Below are 18,693 nucleotides of genomic sequence, written 5' to 3'. Positions count from 1 at the left end.
CTTTGGAGGAACTAAAAATGGCGAAACCAGTGGCGGGGCAAATGGCCCTGGGCATGATCGAAACGCGCGGACTGGTCGGCGCGATCGAAGCGGCAGATGCGATGGTCAAGGCGGCCAGCGTTTCGATTGTCGGCCAAACCAAGGCTGGCGGAGGCCTAGTCACCACCCTTGTGCGTGGTGAAGTCGGCGCAGTCAAAGCCGCCGCGGATGCAGGTGCGACAGCGGCAAATAAAGTTGGTGAAGTCGTATCCGTCCACGTGATCGCACGCCCACATGATGAACTTGAGGCCATAATCGACAGCCTTGGTGCTGGCTCTGCGGCTTAATCCGTCTGTCTTGAGGAGACGCTATGTCAGCCGGTTTTGAGGAATTCACACGTGCAGCGACACGTGGCTCAACCCGGGGTGCAACTGAACATCCCAAGCTCGACCGAATATCGGTGTTGGGCGGCGGGGCTGATGCACGCCTGTTGGCCGCTCTTTGCCTTGCCGAAGGGGCTGAGGTAACCTTGTTTTCGGCCTATGGGGCCGAACTGTCGCTGTTGGCCCAGTCCTCGGGCATTTCGCTTCGCGGTGAAGGTCCGGTCGGGACCTATCAAGTCGATCGGGATGGGCCGTCGGTGCGCACAACCGCTGAGCTGGATGCAGCGGTGCGCGATGCACAGGTGATATTCCTGACCGGACCGCTTCACAAACAGCGCACTTATGCGATGGTGCTGGCCGATCACCTCAGCGACGGGCAAATCTTGGTCCTTGCGCCGGGACGATCTCTCGGGGCTGTGGAAACAGCCTGGTTGTTGCGGATCGGAGGCTGCGCGGCGGACGTCACGCTGGTCGAGGTTCAGGGTCTGCCATACTGGTTCCGTTCCGAGGGCGCAGCTTTGACGCTTTCGCAGGCGGCACCGATGGCTGCGGCAACCTTGCCGCGCGGTCGGGAAGAGGTTCTGGACGCCGTGTCCGCCTATTTGTCCAACGTTCAGGCGGTCGACTCGGTTTTGTCGTGCGGCTTCAACGATCTGTCGGCCGCAGTCGAGATACCTGCGCTGATCCTCGGCGGTGCCGCAATGGGGACAGGTGGTCCTGACATTCCAATGGGTGGTGTTCAGCTTGAGGATAACCAGACCTTTGCGTCTCTGATTGGTCCGGACCAGACGGAGGTCATTCAGGGGCTTGCAGACGAACGGCGACGCATTGCTGCTGCGTTTGGAGTTCGCAACCTGCCGGAGACAGGGCAGTGGATAGCCACCTTTGCCGGCGCCGAACGTGGCTCGGGCGCGCGTCCGATCCCGGATCAGCAAACGTCGCGCGGTATGATGCGGGATGGCGTGTTGGGCTCGCTTGTACCTTTGGTCTCAGCGGGCGAGCTTGCGGGTATCCCGAGCCCGCTGACGAACAGCCTAATCGCGATGTCCGACCGAATTTTGGGGGCGGATGTGGCTGCCGCTGGACGGCGCCTCGAAGCCATAGGGGTTTCAGCGGGCGACGTTGATCAAGCGCGCCGTATCTTTGACACCATCGTCACCGGAGCTTCTTGATGGATGCAGATCTGAAATCAATCGCCGCCGCACGGCGTGCCGCAGATAGCGCTTTCGAGGCTTATCGCGCCTTTTTGGGCACTGACCCGGCGCAGGTAGACGCAATAGTCGACGCCATGGCGCGCGCCATCGAGCCCGAGGCCGAACGGCTGGGGCAAATGGCCGTCGAGGAAACCGGATATGGGAATGTGTCGGACAAGCGCGTCAAGAACCTGTTCAACGCGCTTTCAGTCGCGGATTATCTAAGAGATGTGACAACGCTGGGATTGCTTTGGTGCGATGATGCGACAAAGATCGCAGCCTTCGGTGAACCGATGGGCGTTGTGGCAGCTCTGATCCCGGTGACGAACCCCACTTCAACGATCATCTACAAAGTGCTTTCTGCGGTGAAGGCAGGCAATGCGATCGTGTGCGCGCCGCATCCACGTGGCGTGAGTTGTGGCATCGAAACGGTGCGAATTATGGCGCGCGTGGCTGAGCAAATGGGTGCGCCCACGGGTCTAGTCCAATGTCTGGATTCCGTGACAATTCAGGGCACAGCCGAGTTGATGAAACACCGCCGTACCTCGGTTGTGATGGCAACCGGTGGTCCTGCCATGGTCAAAGCGGCGTATTCCAGCGGCAAACCCACGCTCGCGGTCGGTGCGGGCAACGTGCCGTGTTACGTACACAAGTCGAAAGCACGCGATCTGGCGGAAGTCGCCGAGATGATCGTGACTTCGAAGAGCTTTGACTACGGGACCGCCTGCGTCAGTGAGCAGGCCGTCGTCGCTGATCCCGAGATCGCACGTGATTTGCGCCACGAGCTTAAATTGAAAGGTGCCTATTTCTGCACACCGGCCGAAGCGGATCGACTTGCCGGGGTGATCTTCAAAGGCGTGCAGGCCATGGACCCTGAGAAGGTGGGGCAAAGCCCGCAGGCGCTGGCGGATGCTGCCGGTTTTTCCATCCCACCACGCACCCGGTGCCTCGTCTCGGAAGAAACTGAAGTAGGTTGGCAGCGCCCGCTGTCTGCAGAAAAGCTGAACCCCGTTCTGGCGTTCTACGCGGCGAAATCCACAGACCATGGGATCGAGTTGGCGCAATCCATCGCCAAGTTCGAAGGGTGGGGTCATTCCTCGGTCATCCATTCGGACGACCCTGAGATCGTGGCCCGTTTTGCCACCGTGCCGACGGGTCGGGTACTGGTGAATACACCGGGCATCATGGGCGGTATGGGATATTCGACTGATCTGGAACCATCCTTCATGTTGGGCACCGGCACGTGGTCAGGTTCGATCACTTCGGACAATGTGACAGCCCTGCATCTCATCAACATCAAACGGGTTGCCTACGAAAGCAGGCCATGGCGCGACATTTACGAGGAGTATGGCGCATGAGCGAGATTACCATCCGGGCGCTGATGCAGATCGACAACCTGCAACCAAAATTCGCCGCCTATAACGGTGCGACGGTGCAAGGGTCGGTGCCCTTGTCCGGGGATACGGTTTTGATCGGAGAGTTTGCGCCGGGTAACGGAGTATTCTCGCTGATCGACCGGGCGCTCAAGGCATCTTCGGTTGAGGCGACAACACAGATGGTCGAGCGCGAGTTCGGGTTCTTTATCCTGCGGTCTCCGTCGAATGCGGAGGTGTCCGCCGCGCGCGATGCGATGCTGGCCGAGCTCGGCGCAACAATGTCTGACCGGTTGAAGCCGGCGATCAGTTCCACGCAGATTATCACCAGCGTCGAACCCTATCAGGCGCAACTGCTGAACAAATGGCGCAAGGGGGCTCTGATCGTTCCAGGGCAGACGTTGGGCATCGTCGAGTGTGCCCCGGCTGCTTATATCTCGATTGCCGCGAATGAAGCGGAGAAGGCGGCAGAGATCGATATTGTCGAAGTGCGCGCCGTGGGGCGGTTTGGCCGCCTGTTCATCTCGGGGTCTGAAAACTCGGTCAAGACCGCCGTCGAGGCCGCAACCCGCGCGATAGAGGCGGTGGACGGGCAAGCCAACTGATGGCAGCGCCGCGCGTCATAGGTTCAGAGGCGGTCGAAGATGCCCGCCGTCGCGGTCGGATCGTGTTTGAAGTCCTGCCCGACGATATCGTGACGGCCTTGGCACGCGAAACTGCCGAGCGTGTTGGCATAAAGCTTGTCGACGGACCGCTGGAAAAGCCACAACCAACGCGTACAGACGCTACTATTTCAATGCAGCGTGTGTTGTATCGCCGCTCGCCCAAATGGGTTGCTCCGGTGCGTTCGAAACGCAAGGCCCGAAGGCTTGGCAAACTTGCCATGATCGGGGCAGGGGGCGTCGGGGGCAATGTGGCGCATCTGGCGGCGATGCAGGATATCGCGGATGAGATCGCGCTGATCGATATTGCGCCCGGAATGGCCGCTGCTACGGCGTTGGATCTGAACCACACGTCAGGCATTACCGGCGCTCGGTCACGATGTGTTGGCGGCGAGTCGCTGGACCTTGTGGCAGGGGCTGAGGTGGTCGTGGTGACCGCAGGCCGTGCCCGGCGTCCGGGTATGAGCCGCGCGGATCTGATCGACGTGAATGCGCGCGTGATCCGCCAGGCCGCTGAGGCCATACGCTCCGCTGCGCCTGATGCCATCGTCATCGTGGTGACAAATCCGCTTGACGAAATGACCGTAGAAATGCTGAGCGCAACCGGGTTCCCTCGTGAAAGAGTGCTGGGCATGGCCGGTACTCTGGACAGCAGCCGGTTTCGCAACGCCCTTGCCATGGCTGCGGGAGTAGCGCCCGCTGATGTCGAAGCCTTCACGCTCGGAAGCCACGGGGACGAGATGGCGCCAATCCCAAGCCGGGCAAAAATTAAGGGCAGGGCATTGGATGTGTTTTTATCGCCTGATCAGATTGAGGCTTGCGTTCAGGACGCCGTGACCGGCGGTGGGCAGGTAGTTGCCCTGAAGAAATCCGGTTCCGCAACCATAGCACCGGCGCACGCGTCGATCGAGTTGATCGACCATATCCGGGGCGCACGCACCGGCCCGGTTCCGGTCTCGGTCATGTTGCAGGGGGAATATGGCATCGATGGGGTTGTGCTTGGTGTTCCTGCCCATCTGGGGTCTTCCGGGTTGGTCGAAGTCGAGGAGTTGCGGCTGACCGATCAAGAACAAGCAGCCTTGCAGAAAGCGGCGGATGCCATCCGATCGAGGTTAGGCCTGTGACCCTCCGCATCTGGAAGTCAGGCGGGCGGTTCGAAGAAGTTGCGTCTTATTCCCGCGCAAAGCGCATCGGTCCCTTCGTTTGGGTCGCAGGGACCACAGCGATCGAACCCAGCGGGCGTATTCATGCGCCAGGAGATGTGGGAGCCCAAACAAAATACATTCTGTCCCGTATAGAAGAGGCGCTTAAGGCCGTCGGTGCCGAGATGCGCCATGTAGGCCGGGTCCGCGCCTATCTGACCGATCTGTCGCGCGCGGGTGAATTCGCGAGCGTTCACGGAGAGGTATTCAAACATATCGATCCTGTTCTGACAGCCGTTCAAGCCGGGCTGACGCAACCCGGTTTGACGGTGGAAATCGATGTGGATGCGGTAATTCACGACGAAAACGGCGAAATCAGCGGAATCTGAACATGAGTCACCAAGAAAGGATTTGATCGAACTATCGTCTTGTGTACTGTATACAGAATACAAGAAGGGCACAATAAGACACAGGGAGCTAATGTGATGATCAAGACAGCGCTACTCAGCGGAACATGTATCGCGCTTGTGGCCTCGGCGGCCGCAGCTGAAATCAAGGTGGGCTTTATTGGATCTCTTTCCTCAGACACCGGTCTGTCGACGCTGCGTGGTGCAGAGATCGCGATTGAAGAGCTTAATGCGAATGGCGGCGTTATGGGGGAACAGATCACGCTGGTGTCCGCCGACACTGGGCAGGACCCGACCGAAGGGGTGCGGGCCTATGAATATCTGGCGGAAACCGAGGAAGTAGATTTCATCATCTCAGGCTCTATCGATGATGTTTCGCTGGGCTGGCTGCCGCGAATGCAGGAATACCGGATTCCGACGCTGGACACGTGGACGTCATATATCGGCATCATCGACATGGTGGTCGAAGATCCCGAAAGCATGGCACCATATTTCATGAACATCGCCTCAGACGAGGCGCTTGCCACGCTCTACATAAATTTTGGTGCAGACGTCCTGAAGGAAAAGATGGGTTGGGACTCCGTTGTCATTCTGGCTGAGGATACAGCGTTTGGCGAAGCGATCACCGGATTGGTGACCGAGGCGCTTGCGCCAGTTGCGGGGATCGAGGTCAAGGACATCATCATCTATGACGTAGCCACCGTTGATTTCGCGCCGATTTTCAGCCGGGCGCAGGATACCGGGGCTGACTTTATCTATCAGGTCTCATCCGTAAATTCGCAGGTCGTCTCGTCGCAATACGTGAAACTGCAAGTTCCCATGGCTATGACAGGCGTAAACGTAGCCGCATTGGGTATGGAATATTGGGAAGACACTGGCGGAGCCGGTGGCGGCATCTCGACCCTGTCTCCGATTCCTTCCGTGGGATTCAAGCTGGATCCGGCCAGTCAGGCCTTTGTTGATACCTATCAGGCCAAGTATGACAGCCGCCCACTGCTGCCGCATTTCAATGGGTTCAACGCCTATCACGGTCTGAAACAGGCTATGGCTGCCGCGGAAGAGGCGGGTGGCTTCGACAATGTCGAAGGCTGGGCCGATGCGATGAAGAAGCAGGATCTGGTTCTTGAGATGGATGGTCAGCTTTGGCTGCGCTATGCCTTCTGGGGCGATGATGAGGTCGAGCCTGTGACAGGCCGCACCTATCCCCACAACATTCGCTTTGATCTTTCCGAGCCGTTTGATGATGCGGCCCCGTCGATGGTCGTTGTTCAGTGGTATGAAGACGGCACTGCCGCAGTTGTGTACCCCGAGAAATACGCGACGGGCGAGTTCACGCTGCCCAGCTGGGTAAAGCCATAAACCTGCCCCAACCATAGCTCGAAACGGGTGTGCGGCAACGCGCACCCGCAGCCAAGGATCCATTTATGTTGCAGATACTGATTCAGGGGCTTTTGCTCAGCGGTCTCTACGCGCTTATAGCAATGGGGTTTACGCTGATCTTCAGCATAGGCCGCGTTCTGAATCTCGCCTATGGCGCCTATCTGATGGTCGGCGGCTACATTTACTTCTGGATATCGCAATCACTTGGAATGCCTAAGCTTATGGGGGTTGCCGTGGCCGCCGCGCTGGGTGTGCTGATGGGAGTTCTGAAGTACCGTTTGATTGTCAAAACGCTCAAAGGGGATCACGTGGCTGTCGAGATTTCGACGCTGATCCTTGCGGTCGTCATTCAGGCCGGGATCGTTTTGGTCTTTGGCGACAGCAGCAAAATCCTTTTGCCGATTGTTCCCGGGGTGATCAATGTGGCCGGGGCCTCGGTCACGTATAACATCCTGATCGCAACCCTTATTAGCTGGGCAATTCTGCTTGGGCTCTATGCCTTTGTGCGGCTCTCACATACCGGACGGGCGATGCAGGCGGTGTCGATGGATGCTAAAGGCGCTGCAATTTCCGGGATCGATCCGGATCGCATCAATCTGATCACCTGGGGTATCTCTGGCGCATTGGGCGCAATCGGAGGCGTCTTCTTTGCCAGCTACACTCAGCTATCGCCATCCATGTGGGTGGCTCCGCTAATCATTTCGGTGGCTGTGGTTATCGTTGGCGGGATCGGCTCGATTCTGGGCACTTTGGTGGTGGCGCATATTGTGGGCTTCCTCGAAGTCATCGTTGTGGCGACGCTTGCACCTGAGTTGCGCGGTGTTTTCACGATGCTGTTGATCATCGGGGTGCTGGTCACGCGACCGCAGGGCCTGTTCGGCCGAGAGGAGCTGTGACGATGGGGCTACGCTGGTTTCACTTTGCACTCTGGGGTGGCTTGATCGTCGGAATGTTCCTGCTTCCGCAATTCGTCTCGAACGGGACGATGCGCACGATGATATTTGCCAACTATTTGGCCATCTTTGCCATCAGTTGGGACGTGCTGTCTGGCCGAACAGGGTATGTGAGCTTTGGTCATCCGTTCCTGATCGGTATCGGGGCCTATACCACGGCAATCCTGACCAAGCGCTTTGACGTCGCTGTCGAAATCTCGATCCCGATCGCCGTGCTTGTCACCATGATCGCGGGCCTATTGGTGCTGCTACCAGCGCTGCGTATCCGTGGAAGTTATTTTGCGCTCGTCACGCTGGCGTTCATGGAGTTGCTCTACCAACTGGTCCAGGTCATTCGCCCGGATCTGACTGGCGGAACGCGCGGCATGTCGGGCATTCAAACGCTGACACGCGGCGCGGCCAACGGGTATTACCTGTCCACGACGCTGATGCTGGCGATCGCCGTCAGCATGTGGTTGCTGATGAAGACGCGGCTTGGAACGGCCTTGTCTGCCATCGGTATGAACGAAGAAAGTGTGCGCGGTTCGGGTCTCAGCACCACACGCCTCAAGGCTTTTGCCTTTCTGACAAGTGCGATGATCGCGGGCTTGGGTGGTGCCTTCTACGTTCACTATTTGGGATCGCTCGCGCCGCGTGCGTTGTTTGATATTAACTTCCTGTTCACAATTATCGTTGCGGCACTTCTGGGCGGAACCTCGACCATCATCGGCCCCATGATCGGCGCGTTCTTCATGACATTCCTGTTGGAGTATCTGCGACCGGTCCTTCCTGGCGCCGAACGGTATTTCGTCTACGGAGCCATAGCGCTGCTCCTCTACATGTATCAGCCGAAAGGCATTGTTGAGCTGGTTCGGCGTGGTTTCAAAGGCCTGGGCAAGGGGCGGACGACATGAGCGTGGCGTTACAGGTTTCAGGTCTGGTAAAACGTTTCGGCGGATTAGTTGCGACGAATGATCTGTCGTTTTCTCTCAAAGAGGGCGAGTCGCTTGGATTGATCGGTCCCAACGGGGCAGGCAAGACGACCGTGTTCAGCCAGATCATGGGTGAGTTGCGGCAAAACGGCGGAACGATCGAACTGTTCGGGCAAGAGATTTCGACGCTGTCGACCCCGCAACGCATTCGGGCCGGGGTCAGCCGAACCTATCAGATCCCACGCCCGTTTGGTGATATGAGCGTTGCCGAAAATATCCGGGTTGGCCTAATGCCCGACAATATCTGGCAGATGATCGTCTCACCCCCAGATAAAGAACGTGAGCGAGAGCTTGCGCTCAGCGTCGGGTTTACAGAAGCGGATATGAAACGCGCGCCGACAGAACTGGCCATGGGTGATCTGCGTAAACTTGAGATGGCGCGCACAATGGCAACCGCGCCCAAGGTGATGCTGCTGGATGAAGTGTTTGCGGGTCTCACCACAGGAGAGATCGCCCAAATCTCTGATCTCATTCAGTCGATGCGCAAAGATGGGATGACTTTTCTGATCGTCAGCCATGATTTGCCTGCGCTTGAGCCATTGGTCGACCGTGCGATCGCCATTGAACGGGGCACCATGATTGCCGAGGGCTCGTTCAGCGAAGTCATGAACGACAAGGCTGTTCAGGCCTCGTATCTGGGGGGCGCGTAATGTCGTATCTGGAAATCGAAAACCTGTCGGCATTCTATGGCAAGGCGCAAGCGCTGACCGACATCTCGATCACCGTCCAACCCGGTGAGATTGTCGCTGTGGTGGGTCCAAATGGGGCTGGAAAATCGACCTTGCTGGACAGCATCATGGGGCTAGTCAAAATCGAGGGCGATATCCGGCTCAGGGGGCACAGCCTTGCCGGTCGGACGCCTTCCGAAATTGTACGACATGGCGTGGGTTATGCGCCCGAACGCTTCAACCTGTTTCCCTATATGTCGGTGCGTGACAACCTAATGGTCGGTGCCTTCACGGCCCGCGAAGACATCCAGAGCAATCTGGCAATGGTACACAGCCTGTTCCCGCGTCTCGAAGAGAGGGAAGGGCAGGAGACCTCGACCCAGTCGGGCGGGGAACGTCAGATGGTCTCGTTCGGACGCGCGTTGATGACCAGCCCCGAGCTGTTGCTCGTCGACGAACCGACGATTGGTCTGGCCCCAAAAATCTGTCACGAAATCGCCGAGGTGGTGCGCAAGCTCAACAAGGAATACGGGCTGACGGTTGTGATCACCGAGCAAAACGCCAACTTCGCGCTTTCGCTGGCGAGCCGGATTTACGTGCTCGAGTCAGGACGCATGCAGACATCAGGCACCGCAGACGAGTTGCGGAATGATAAGCGATTGCTCGAGGCTTACTTTGGCGGTCACTAAAAGCCGCTCAAAAGCGGTAGGTCGCGCCAATCAGTGGACCGGATTGGTCGAACTTGAAATCGTTTCCGTCGATGTCGTGGTCGAATGAGATATAGCGGTATCCACCGCGGATCAGCCAACGATCATTAATCGCATAGTCGGCTGTCAGCAGAACCTGCCATGTCTCGCTGCCACTGCGGAAGCCGCCATAGTCTACAAACCCAGTTCCTGACCATTTGTCCGAGAACTTGACGCGTGCGCGGGCCCCGATCACGGGATCGGTCCAGCTTGAATCAACCGTTGTTCGACGGCCGGGGGCCGCGCCTGGTTGCAATTCAAAGTCGGTTTCCGTGCTGAACCACCTGAATCCACCGACAATATCCACATTCGCGGTTTGATCCTCGTAGACCCTATAGCCGACATAGCCGCTGAGAAATTGCGTGGTAAAGGATGTGTCCAAGCCTGAGCTGGCAGGGCCGGGAGTGTCACTGCTGAAAGACAGATTGGTATAGTTATAGTCGGCCAACAGGGACCACCGGCCATTTGTGGCGGCAAACGCGGCCATGAAGGCAAAATCGAGATTGTCCAACGCATCGGAAAAACTCAGGGTGCCATCCAGTGTACCCATCGGTGTGCTGAGTGAGGTCTCAGTTTCCGGCATGAAAAGATAGATTGAGGCCTCATATGACCAGTCCGACTGTTGGGCCAAGGCCATTGGTGCCATCGAACCTGCCATTGCGAGGCCAAGCGCCAATCCTGTCCACTTTACTGTCACATCCATTTTCCGTCTCCCGCCAAGAACCTTGAATTGATTTCTATTGTCGCCTCATGCCAACCTAGCAAGGCGCATTGTTCGTTCTTTCATGCTGCCACGTCTTCGGATTTGCCTGCGCCGTCACCGACACGATTGATATCGGTGCTGGGAAAAAACTCGGACCAGACATGCCAGAACACGCCTGCGCGCAGGGTTTCGACCCGTTGCAGTTGGCCCTGATCAGACATTCCCCAAAAGTCACATTGGGTCACGGGTTGACCGCTGTCATTGTACCAAACGCCCAAGCTTTCAAATTTCGGATCGAGGCTGACGACGATATCCCGCCCGCCGACACGCGCGTTGACGATCCAATCGTTGTCGACAACGAAATCGTCGGTCCAGCAGGTGGCATCCTGTCCGATTGTGATCCCCCAGACATAGGTCTTGTTGGGTAATCGGTCATCCGATCGATCCATGTTGTCCATAACAGGAGCGTCCTCCTGATGCTGGCGGCCAATGCCCCAGCCGAACGTGATCTCGGTCATCATGTCCAGCAGCCGCAGCAAGGGGTTTGGGGAGGGTTTGTTCAAAAACACCTCGCCTTCCGGGAAAGCCTTTTGAAATCCACGGAAAGTCATCCGATAGGTTGGCCAGGGTGTCATCTGCGCTTCGGGCCGCAAAGGGCACGCGAGGCCGTCTGCATTTGTGTCACGATCCGCTTCGCGAAAGCCGTATATGTGCTGGATGGGCTCACCGGTGTCATTATCACGCAGGATCAGGTTGTTGCCGTGCTGGGCGAGAACCTCAAGGTTCAGCCGTTTTCCTTCGATGCTTGGCGCATACCCCTGACCGAGATTGGCCATGGCGCAATAGGTCATCACGACGTCTTCTCCGCCCAGCCCTTTATCATCGCCCGCCAAATGTGGGCGCATGATTTGTGCATCAGGATGGGCGCGGGCATGGCCGTCATTTTCAATCACCATCACGGGGGCAGTCGGCCCGACATATTTGCGGGCCTCGTCGATGGGAAAATACTGCGCGTCATTTAGCTGATTTCTCAGACCTAGATGAACCCAGACATAGGGAAAGCCATAGAGAAGTAGAACAAGTAAAGCGGCAATGAGCCAAAGCCAGAATGGCCCGGCTCCCAGGGCGAAATGCGCGAGCGTTGCGAGAGCAAATGCGCCCAACCCGATGGCAATCAAGCGGTATTCGTTGCGGATGAAACGCACCATATTCTCGCGCTTTACCTTCAACAGCATCTGGGACACGTCGCCCAAATCACGGAAATAGACGAATCCGATCCCGAGTGATCCGATTAAACCCAGTGCGAATAGGAGTAATCCAAGCATGTGATGATCCTAGAAACTTGAGTGAATGACGACGGCGACACCGTGCTATTGCTGCGGGGATTGGCTTTTGATCAGGAAAGCCTCGACCGCTTGTTGGGTTTCGGGGCGCAGGTTCTCGATCCCTTCATAGGGCACGCCATACGCGGGTGGCGTGTCGGGGAATTTCTCTTTGCGGGCCATGTGTCGGCCAAGGATGCGTGCGAATTCCTGCCCGCCCCAGGCGCCAACCTCGGTCGAGACTGAATATTCCTCGCGCGTGTCCCGGTAGAGATCAAAGAACTTTGCCAGAATGGCGCTTTCCCCGGCTCCCGGCAGTTTGAGCTTAAGCTGGTCCTTCACGATCGCCTCGGGTTTGTTCACCGAATAGATGATGACGTGATCTCTGCGCGCTTTGGCTTCGTCCGCAAACAATAGCGCTGCGGATTGATCGACGCCATCCACCAGACGATCTCGCGGGATGTATTGCTCGGCCCCCGCAAAACGTGAAAGCGTTGTATAAAGGTCCGACACGTGAATGATGCTGTTCAGCAAACCATCTGCCTGAATCATCCCCGGCCAGCGAATAAAGGCGTCTACCCGAACGCCGCCCTCGGTCGTATCCCCTTTGCCACCAGCATATATCATCGGAGTATAGCCCGATTGCGGGGCGTATTTGGTAAAGTGGCCGTTGTCCCCCATAACGATGACGATGGTATTCTCGCTGACCCCCAACTCTGCCATGCTGGCGAACAAATCACCCAGCCATTGATCCAAAAGTTGCATCTTGTCGACATAGAGACCGCCATTCGCGCTTTCGGGACCAGAACGTCCGGCGCGGGTATTATCCAGAGGGATCATCGGCCAATACTGCAGGAAAAAGGGGGTATCGTCGCTGGCAAGACGTTCAAGCTCTGACAAGGTTTTGTCCTGAAAGGCCTGGTTCATCTCATCGTATTTGGCCGCATTCCAGCGCTCACCTGACTCCATCCGAATTTCGCGAATTGGACCGCCCGTTTCGCCTTCGATGACGGTCATCATCGCTGAGGCGTCCGGCCTGAACCAACCGTCCAGCGTGTATTTGTCATCATAATCTCTGATCGCGACCGAGACCTGCTCTTTGATTGCATCATCATTAAAGATCGTCAGCTGACCCTGCTGGTGAATTGCGTGTTGCGCATAGTCAAAGCCTTGGTTCATCGCCCAACTTTCCGCGATATCCCCCATGTGCCACTTGCCAACATGGCTGGTTGCGTAGCCAACCTGTTTCAGCACTTCGGCCAATGTCACTTCTGCCCCCGGCAGGCCAAAGCCGGCAATATCAACGGTGGTATCACCCATTCCCATGCGTACAGGCAGCCGCCCTGTCATTTGGGCGACGCGAGTAGGGGTGCAAGAGGGTTCGGTATACATCCGAACCATGCGCATTGCGTCGTCGGAGAAATCGTTGATATTCGGCGTCGAATAACCCCGAACGGCGTTCAACTCGGGTATCCCCATGTCGCCGAATCCCAGATCATCGATCAGAACGCTGATGATGTTCGGTGGCTTACCGTTGTTGCCTTCGCGAAATGCAGCCAGGGCTTCATCCACAGCCATATCATCCTGGGCCCATTGCTCTGCGCGCTGTGCTTGCAAGATATAGAATTCGGCATCGTGTTGGATTGGGTTTTCTTGCGCGAACGTGCTGCGCGCGGCAAGGCCGACGAATAAAACCAATACCCCTGAAATCTTCATTCGATATCCCCCGATCGTGTACTGGGCGGAACGCAAACACTCCTGCCGCTGATTTCACATTAAAACATTATCATATTTAAACAGGAATTTCTGTAGCCTTCACTGCTGCAAGCTGGTGAACACATCGCGAGCCAGTTCAGATTCCGGGCGCAGGTTGTCGATGCCCTCGTAGGGGATGCCGCGCCCGATTTCGGAATGCGGGTGTTTCGCGATCATCTTCTGATGGCGTTTGATCATGTCCTGAAACGACGCTCCGGCCCAAAGTGAGTAACCGACCAAAGGGTGCAGTTCGCGTGGATCACGATAGATGTTGAAGGTCGGGGCCGCCGCTCCGGGTTGGCCGGGCGCGGGCAGGTGCATTTTGAATTCCTGCTTGACCACCGAGCGCAAAACCGGGCCTTCATAGACATATACATAATCGCGGCGACCGTTGCCTTCACCGTTCAGCAGCAGGGCGGTCTGATCGACACCATCGATGATGCGGTCGCGCGGGATATGATCAGTCGCGCCTGCGATCCGAGCCATTGTGGTATAGATATCAGACACATGAAAGATATCTCCGGCGGCGCTGTCAGCCTCGATTACTCCGGGCCAGCGAATGAATGCATCCGTGCGTACGCCACCTTCCAGATGTTGGGTCTTACCGCCACGATAGATCAGTTGATTGAGCCCCGAAGTTCCTTCGTAGTGGTACATCAGTCCATTGTCGGCCATCAAAACCACAATCGTGTTGTCGGCTTTTCCGGTTTCTTCGAGCTTGACCAGCAGGTCACCGATCCAGCCATCCAGTAGTTGCAGTTTGTCAGCATGAAACCCGCCGTTGCGAGAGATCGCGTTCTCGGCATAAACGAAATTCAACGGGTAGAGCGGCCAATATTGCAGGAAAAACGGTTCTTCCTCAGCTGCGGCACGCTCCAATTGCTCAAGAGCCTGACGCTGATACCTCTCGTTCATCGCTTCATACTTGGCTTGGGTCCAGACCTCGCCCGGTGACATATCCACCTCTCGAGCGGTGCCGCCTGCTTCTGCCTCGACACCGGTCACCAGCCCGTAGGGCTTGAAACGTTCATCCAGCAGAAACTGATTGTTCTGCCCCTCGGGCACGTATCCAAGCATGTTATTCGCGCGCATCGCCTCGGGGGTCATGAGGCTCAGTTGAACTTGTTGATGTAGGGGGAAGGCAGCCCAGTCGAAACCTTGATTATGGGGGTAGGCCTGTTCGATATCACCTTGGTGCCACTTGCCGACATGTACGGTGTTGTAGCCAACTTCTTTCAGGATCTCGGGCAGGGTCACCTCGCTGGCTGGAAGGCCTTCGCCTACCAGAGCCACTTTGACTTCTGTCACACCGGCACGCACCGGATGTCGCCCCGTTAGCATTGCCGTGCGGGTCGGCGTGCACGAGGGTTCCGTGTACATTCGCATCAGCGACAAACCTTCGGTGGCGAACTGGTTGATGCTGGGCGTTTCGATGCCCATGACGTAGTTCATCTTGCGATCACCCATCTGACCAAAGCTGATGTCGTCGATCAGGATGTACAGGATATTGGGTGGTTTGCCCCCGTTTGCGTCGCGGATTTCGGCCAGTTTCGCGTCAATCTCAATGTCCTGGGCATCCCAGACCGCGCCGAACTGGGCACGCAGAAATTCGAACTCACCATCGTGAATAATCGGGTTCTGTTGGGCATATGCCGAACCTGCAGTGAGGATTAGCGCGGGCAAAATGTGTTTCAGGGTCATTTCAAGCCTTTCGTTTTATCCATATGCCCAGGCGTACGGGGAACGTCTGACAGCTTTGCTTCGATAGAGCTTCGCAAATCAGTAACGGTTTCCGCCAGATCCGCGAGGTACCGAGGGCGAACGCCCGTGTCGGAAAGAGGAGACTGAGCCAGCTCGGTCATCATCTCCTGATAATCGAGGCAAATCCGGTCGAACTCACTGTCTTGGGCGCGCATGTTTCGCAGCAGAACGGAGGTTCCCGGGAATTGTGCGTCAAAGAAGTCTTCTTCGTCCATCCGCGTTGCCTTCGTGGAAATTGCTCGTAAAGCATGCGTTCCCTAGAATATGACTTGAACGTATAAAGCCGCATGCTACCGTAGCATCATGGGGTCAAGCCATTGTCATGAAAGGATAGTTCTTGACTGCCCAGGCGGATAACAAACAACGTGACACAGCGCCTTCTTTCTCGGATGAGGAGGTGCGAAGTGCTCTTGAGCGGGTATTGAACTCAGGTGGCTTCAAAGGATCTGCCCGAATGCGGGCCTTTCTTAGCTATGTCGTGACCGAAGCGCTTGCCGGCCGCACGGATGAGATCCGCGCCAAGACCATTGCCATGGATGTTTATGGTTACAGCGCCGAAGACTTGACCAAGCGGGAAGGGGTTGTGCGCGTTGATGCGGGTCGTGTCAGGCGAAAGCTAAAAGCTTACTACGGAGGTGATGGCGAAGCTGATCCCGTGGTGATTTCGCTGCCTGTCGGTAGCTATGCACCCGAATTTACGCTGGGGAGTTCGCAAGCCCAGAACCCACAGGGCATTCGGCGAAGCGCGTTGGTTATCGCGTTCTTTCTGGCTTTGATTGGCGTAGGCATCTGGGTATCAGGCTATTACTCAAAGAATGAGCCTCGCAGCGCTGTGGGCCGAGGGCAAAGCGCGATTTATGACGTATCTCCCGCGCGGGTAGAAGCGATAAACCTTTGTAGTGCCGGCCGCGATGTGATGTTCCCCGTCGTTGACCTATCGCGCCTGCAACCGGCTTTGCTGATTTTTGAGACGGCGATTGAACGAGATCCACTCTTTTTCTGTGGCTATGCCGGAGCGGCACAGGTCGAGACCATGCTGGCCATTTTGTTGTTCTTTGAACCGGATGCAGAAAAGTATTTGAAGTCTGCCGATGAAAAAAGCGCCCATGCGATGGATATCGCACCTGATGAGGCTTGGGCGCTTTCGGCGCGGGCCTGGCTGGAATTTGCACTGGGCAATTACGATCGGGCATCAGCCCTGTCTCGCAGAGCCGTTGATCTGGCCCCCACCGATCCGCATGTCGCTGAGTTCGATGCACTTATTTCACTCTATACTCTGAATTTCGAGCGGATCCTGGCGCAATCTGAATGGTATGAAGAGCTTGCGGAACGCAGCGGCGGGCTTGTCTTTGGCAATGTACTAGGGTCTGCGCATTTTCATACCGGAGACTATGCAGCGGCGATCCGAACTTACGAGGACACGATCGAGCGCGGAGGACCATTTGGGCCGATATCAGCGGCCTATCTGATGGCCGCGCATTGGAACAATGGCGAACAAGTCGAGGCACGGCGTCTCGCCAATGTTTACCAGAAAACTTGGCCTGGTTTTCCGCTGGAGGCCCTGAAACGCCGCGTATTCAAAGAGTCGCAACCGGTTGATGCGCTTATTGCAGGCGTGAGGGCAGCGGGAGTCCCGTTGATCGACGGCGGGACCGCCCGCGAAAGTGATTGACTGGCAGGGTCTTATTCGTCCTGTGCGACCAGACCCAAACCGCGCAGATAGATTCCAATTCCGCTCTCCAGAAGGTCTTCAGGCGGGAAGGGGGAACTTGCGCCGGTATTGCGTGCGAAAAGTTCGACAACACCATGGCTCATGGCCCAGATATGGGCGCTGAACATCGAAGCGGGCGGACGCTTCTCCGGCGGAATATGCTGCGACAGATCGCTGGCGGCCTTTTCAAGCACGTTTTTAGCCCGGTTCGCGGCCAGCGCCAGTTCCGGTGTACGATTGATTGAAATCCCGCTTTCGAACATCGCGATATAATAGCCGGGGTGCTTGCGGGCGAAGGCAAGATAGGCGCGGCCCGTGGCCTCAAACGCCGCAAGCGCCGAGGGTTGCCCTTTGTCATAGGCAAATTGCATCAGGTCGGCGAACATCTCAAACCCCTGACGGGCAGCCTCGGCGATCAGGTCCTCACGCCCTTCGAAATGGCGATAGACGGCTGCGGGAGTGACCCCAGCAGTCTTTGCGGCCTCTGACAATGTAAAACCGGTCGGTCCCTTCTGTTCGATCAGGGACAAGGCGGCCTCCATCAAGGCTTGCTTTAGGTTTCCGTGGTGATATCCGCGTTTCGTCATCCCGGCCTCAGGCGCGTTTTATTGTATATATGCAGCGGCCAGGGCCTAATCCAGCGTAGGCTGAGCAGAGTGTTGCAATTAGCTTATGCATCCCAGATTTCCGGACCACCACTGATCTTTTCATCCGGCATGCCCACCACTTCCAGGTTTTTGCCTTCGTAGTCGAGTTGGCTTAGCACGGTGCGAATGGCTGCCAGCCGGGCGCGTTTCTTGTCATCTGATCGAATGATCGTCCAAGGGCAGTTTTCGGAATGGCTTCGTGTAAGGGTTTCGGTAATCGACTGACTGTATTGATCCCATTTGTGCAGGCCTGCGATGTCGATCGGGCTGAGTTTCCATTGCTTCAACGGGTCGGTTTCGCGGGCAAGAAAGCGGTTAAGCTGCTCGGCGCGCCCGACATTCAGCCAGAACTTGAAGATATGTATGCCATCATTGCTAAACCCGGTTTCCAAGGGCAGGACCTGCCTGAAAAAACGTTCACGCTCTTCCGTCGTGCAGAAGCCAAAGACATTTTCGACAACGCCCCGATTATACCAACTGCGATCAAAAAACACGATTTCACCAGCCGATGGGAGATGAGAGATATAGCGTTGGAAATACCATTGGCTGCGTTCTGCGTCCGAGGGTTTGCTAAGCGCCACGTTCCGCGCGCCCCTTGGGTTCAAATTCTCGCGGAACCTTTTGATGGTTCCGCCTTTGCCAGCGGCGTCACGGCCCTCGAACAGGATAGCGATGCGCTGGTCGTTCTCCTTGACCCATCGCTGCATCTTGACCAGCTCAATCTGCAGACCTTCCATCTGCTGATCGTATTCCTTGCCTTTGAGCTTTTTGGAGTAGGGGTAGGTCGGGTTCAGAATTTCACCCTTCTTGGCCTCTTCAATAGCCGAGCGTATGGGTTTTGGGGCGTGGTTGTGAAAATAGTTCTCGATAGTGTCCGGGTCTGATTGGGTCATGCACGCCTCGCCATAAAATCCATATCTTACTATGAATTACGGAT

General features: G+C 56.7%; 19 protein-coding genes. 12 read left to right on the top strand and 7 right to left on the bottom strand.

The window, feature by feature from the left end:
- Nucleotides 1-17: 17 nt before the first annotated feature.
- The 11 genes from ACR0AU_RS04270 (at nucleotide 18) to ACR0AU_RS04220 (ending at nucleotide 9,800) form a co-directional block, all read left to right on the top strand.
- Nucleotides 18-326 (top strand): BMC domain-containing protein, encoded by a 309-nt coding sequence (locus ACR0AU_RS04270; RefSeq protein WP_170393275.1) that lies wholly within the window; start codon nucleotides 18-20, stop codon nucleotides 324-326.
- Between the two features lie 23 nt (nucleotides 327-349).
- Complete coding sequence (locus tag ACR0AU_RS04265) at nucleotides 350-1,534, top strand: hypothetical protein (protein ID WP_480795313.1); 1,185 nt, start codon at nucleotides 350-352, stop codon at nucleotides 1,532-1,534.
- Nucleotides 1,534-2,913 (top strand): aldehyde dehydrogenase family protein, encoded by a 1,380-nt coding sequence (locus tag ACR0AU_RS04260; RefSeq protein WP_480795312.1) that lies wholly within the window; start codon nucleotides 1,534-1,536, stop codon nucleotides 2,911-2,913. Before ACR0AU_RS04265 ends, ACR0AU_RS04260 begins: the two co-directional genes overlap by 1 nt.
- Nucleotides 2,910-3,533 carry a BMC domain-containing protein gene (locus tag ACR0AU_RS04255; RefSeq protein WP_170393272.1) on the top strand — a complete coding sequence of 208 codons (624 nt, stop codon included), beginning with the start codon at nucleotides 2,910-2,912 and terminating at the stop codon, nucleotides 3,531-3,533. Before ACR0AU_RS04260 ends, ACR0AU_RS04255 begins: the two co-directional genes overlap by 4 nt.
- Nucleotides 3,533-4,714 carry a malate dehydrogenase gene (locus ACR0AU_RS04250; protein WP_170732011.1) on the top strand — a complete coding sequence of 394 codons (1,182 nt, stop codon included), beginning with the start codon at nucleotides 3,533-3,535 and terminating at the stop codon, nucleotides 4,712-4,714. The genes ACR0AU_RS04255 and ACR0AU_RS04250 overlap by 1 nt, the downstream gene beginning before the upstream one ends.
- Nucleotides 4,711-5,121, top strand: a complete 411-nt coding sequence (locus tag ACR0AU_RS04245) for a Rid family hydrolase (RefSeq protein ID WP_480438485.1) — start codon at nucleotides 4,711-4,713, stop codon at nucleotides 5,119-5,121. Before ACR0AU_RS04250 ends, ACR0AU_RS04245 begins: the two co-directional genes overlap by 4 nt.
- Nucleotides 5,122-5,217: 96 nt before the next feature.
- On the top strand, nucleotides 5,218-6,498 hold the full coding sequence (locus ACR0AU_RS04240; protein ID WP_170732013.1) for an ABC transporter substrate-binding protein: 1,281 nt from the start codon (nucleotides 5,218-5,220) through the stop codon (nucleotides 6,496-6,498).
- Nucleotides 6,499-6,563: 65 nt separating this feature from the next.
- Nucleotides 6,564-7,415: a branched-chain amino acid ABC transporter permease gene (locus ACR0AU_RS04235; protein ID WP_480795311.1), complete on the top strand. Its 852-nt coding sequence runs from the start codon at nucleotides 6,564-6,566 to the stop codon at nucleotides 7,413-7,415.
- 2 nt (nucleotides 7,416-7,417) lie between these two features.
- Nucleotides 7,418-8,365 (top strand): branched-chain amino acid ABC transporter permease, encoded by a 948-nt coding sequence (locus ACR0AU_RS04230; protein WP_170393268.1) that lies wholly within the window; start codon nucleotides 7,418-7,420, stop codon nucleotides 8,363-8,365.
- Entirely contained in the window at nucleotides 8,362-9,093 is a 732-nt protein-coding gene (locus tag ACR0AU_RS04225; protein ID WP_170646586.1) for an ATP-binding cassette domain-containing protein, read from the top strand. The genes ACR0AU_RS04230 and ACR0AU_RS04225 overlap by 4 nt, the downstream gene beginning before the upstream one ends.
- Complete coding sequence (locus ACR0AU_RS04220) at nucleotides 9,093-9,800, top strand: ABC transporter ATP-binding protein (RefSeq protein WP_170393266.1); 708 nt, start codon at nucleotides 9,093-9,095, stop codon at nucleotides 9,798-9,800. The genes ACR0AU_RS04225 and ACR0AU_RS04220 overlap by 1 nt, the downstream gene beginning before the upstream one ends.
- Before the next feature lie 7 nt (nucleotides 9,801-9,807).
- Here the strand turns inward: ACR0AU_RS04220 and ACR0AU_RS04215 are convergent, their stop codons facing one another.
- The 5 genes from ACR0AU_RS04215 to ACR0AU_RS04195 form a co-directional block, all read right to left on the bottom strand.
- Nucleotides 9,808-10,560: an outer membrane protein gene (locus ACR0AU_RS04215; RefSeq protein WP_255612112.1), complete on the bottom strand. Its 753-nt coding sequence runs from the start codon at nucleotides 10,558-10,560 to the stop codon at nucleotides 9,808-9,810.
- An 80-nt stretch (nucleotides 10,561-10,640) separates the two neighbouring features.
- A complete protein-coding gene (locus tag ACR0AU_RS04210; protein ID WP_480795310.1) occupies nucleotides 10,641-11,885 on the bottom strand; it encodes a DUF3179 domain-containing (seleno)protein in 1,245 nt (414 codons plus the stop codon).
- Nucleotides 11,886-11,930: 45 nt separating this feature from the next.
- Entirely contained in the window at nucleotides 11,931-13,598 is a 1,668-nt protein-coding gene (locus tag ACR0AU_RS04205) for a sulfatase-like hydrolase/transferase (protein WP_170421294.1), read from the bottom strand.
- A 99-nt stretch (nucleotides 13,599-13,697) separates the two neighbouring features.
- Nucleotides 13,698-15,338 (bottom strand): sulfatase-like hydrolase/transferase, encoded by a 1,641-nt coding sequence (locus tag ACR0AU_RS04200; protein ID WP_480795309.1) that lies wholly within the window; start codon nucleotides 15,336-15,338, stop codon nucleotides 13,698-13,700.
- Nucleotides 15,335-15,613 carry a hypothetical protein gene (locus tag ACR0AU_RS04195; protein ID WP_170732020.1) on the bottom strand — a complete coding sequence of 93 codons (279 nt, stop codon included), beginning with the start codon at nucleotides 15,611-15,613 and terminating at the stop codon, nucleotides 15,335-15,337. The genes ACR0AU_RS04200 and ACR0AU_RS04195 overlap by 4 nt, the downstream gene beginning before the upstream one ends.
- Nucleotides 15,614-15,852: 239 nt before the next feature.
- Between ACR0AU_RS04195 and ACR0AU_RS04190 the strand changes: the two genes are divergently transcribed.
- Nucleotides 15,853-17,070, top strand: a complete 1,218-nt coding sequence (locus ACR0AU_RS04190; RefSeq protein WP_170732022.1) for a tetratricopeptide repeat protein — start codon at nucleotides 15,853-15,855, stop codon at nucleotides 17,068-17,070.
- Between the two features lie 11 nt (nucleotides 17,071-17,081).
- On the opposite strand, the gene ACR0AU_RS04185 is transcribed toward ACR0AU_RS04190, so the two are convergent.
- Both ACR0AU_RS04185 and ppk2 read right to left on the bottom strand, forming a co-directional pair.
- Complete coding sequence (locus tag ACR0AU_RS04185) at nucleotides 17,082-17,696, bottom strand: TetR/AcrR family transcriptional regulator (RefSeq protein ID WP_170393260.1); 615 nt, start codon at nucleotides 17,694-17,696, stop codon at nucleotides 17,082-17,084.
- A gap of 83 nt (nucleotides 17,697-17,779) precedes the next feature.
- The gene (gene ppk2 / locus ACR0AU_RS04180; protein WP_480795308.1) at nucleotides 17,780-18,649 is read right to left on the bottom strand and encodes a polyphosphate kinase 2; all 870 of its coding nucleotides are present in this window, start codon (nucleotides 18,647-18,649) and stop codon (nucleotides 17,780-17,782) included.
- Between the last annotated feature and the right edge of the window lie 44 nt (nucleotides 18,650-18,693).

Source organism: Ruegeria sp. CG1, assembly GCF_056537265.1.
The sequence above is the reverse complement of the archived record's forward strand: the minus strand, read 5'-3'. Positions and strand labels throughout refer to the sequence as shown.

Excerpts from the sequence above, each read along its gene's own strand:
- ACR0AU_RS04215 (WP_255612112.1), bottom strand. The coding sequence starts at position 10,560 with ATGGATGTGACAGTAAAGTGGACAGGATTGGCGCTTGGCCTCGCAATG.
- ACR0AU_RS04235 (WP_480795311.1), top strand. The coding sequence starts at position 6,564 with ATGTTGCAGATACTGATTCAGGGGCTTTTGCTCAGCGGTCTCTACGCG.
- ACR0AU_RS04210 (WP_480795310.1), bottom strand. The coding sequence starts at position 11,885 with ATGCTTGGATTACTCCTATTCGCACTGGGTTTAATCGGATCACTCGGG.
- ACR0AU_RS04265 (WP_480795313.1), top strand. The coding sequence starts at position 350 with ATGTCAGCCGGTTTTGAGGAATTCACACGTGCAGCGACACGTGGCTCA.
- ppk2 (WP_480795308.1), bottom strand. The coding sequence starts at position 18,649 with ATGACCCAATCAGACCCGGACACTATCGAGAACTATTTTCACAACCAC.
- ACR0AU_RS04255 (WP_170393272.1), top strand. The coding sequence starts at position 2,910 with ATGAGCGAGATTACCATCCGGGCGCTGATGCAGATCGACAACCTGCAA.
- ACR0AU_RS04205 (WP_170421294.1), bottom strand. The coding sequence starts at position 13,598 with ATGAAGATTTCAGGGGTATTGGTTTTATTCGTCGGCCTTGCCGCGCGC.
- ACR0AU_RS04260 (WP_480795312.1), top strand. The coding sequence starts at position 1,534 with ATGGATGCAGATCTGAAATCAATCGCCGCCGCACGGCGTGCCGCAGAT.
- ACR0AU_RS04225 (WP_170646586.1), top strand. The coding sequence starts at position 8,362 with ATGAGCGTGGCGTTACAGGTTTCAGGTCTGGTAAAACGTTTCGGCGGA.
- ACR0AU_RS04230 (WP_170393268.1), top strand. The coding sequence starts at position 7,418 with ATGGGGCTACGCTGGTTTCACTTTGCACTCTGGGGTGGCTTGATCGTC.
- ACR0AU_RS04200 (WP_480795309.1), bottom strand. The coding sequence starts at position 15,338 with ATGACCCTGAAACACATTTTGCCCGCGCTAATCCTCACTGCAGGTTCG.
- ACR0AU_RS04185 (WP_170393260.1), bottom strand. The coding sequence starts at position 17,696 with ATGACGAAACGCGGATATCACCACGGAAACCTAAAGCAAGCCTTGATG.
- ACR0AU_RS04270 (WP_170393275.1), top strand. The coding sequence starts at position 18 with ATGGCGAAACCAGTGGCGGGGCAAATGGCCCTGGGCATGATCGAAACG.
- ACR0AU_RS04220 (WP_170393266.1), top strand. The coding sequence starts at position 9,093 with ATGTCGTATCTGGAAATCGAAAACCTGTCGGCATTCTATGGCAAGGCG.
- ACR0AU_RS04240 (WP_170732013.1), top strand. The coding sequence starts at position 5,218 with ATGATCAAGACAGCGCTACTCAGCGGAACATGTATCGCGCTTGTGGCC.
- ACR0AU_RS04190 (WP_170732022.1), top strand. The coding sequence starts at position 15,853 with ATGCGGGCCTTTCTTAGCTATGTCGTGACCGAAGCGCTTGCCGGCCGC.
- ACR0AU_RS04250 (WP_170732011.1), top strand. The coding sequence starts at position 3,533 with ATGGCAGCGCCGCGCGTCATAGGTTCAGAGGCGGTCGAAGATGCCCGC.
- ACR0AU_RS04195 (WP_170732020.1), bottom strand. The coding sequence starts at position 15,613 with ATGGACGAAGAAGACTTCTTTGACGCACAATTCCCGGGAACCTCCGTT.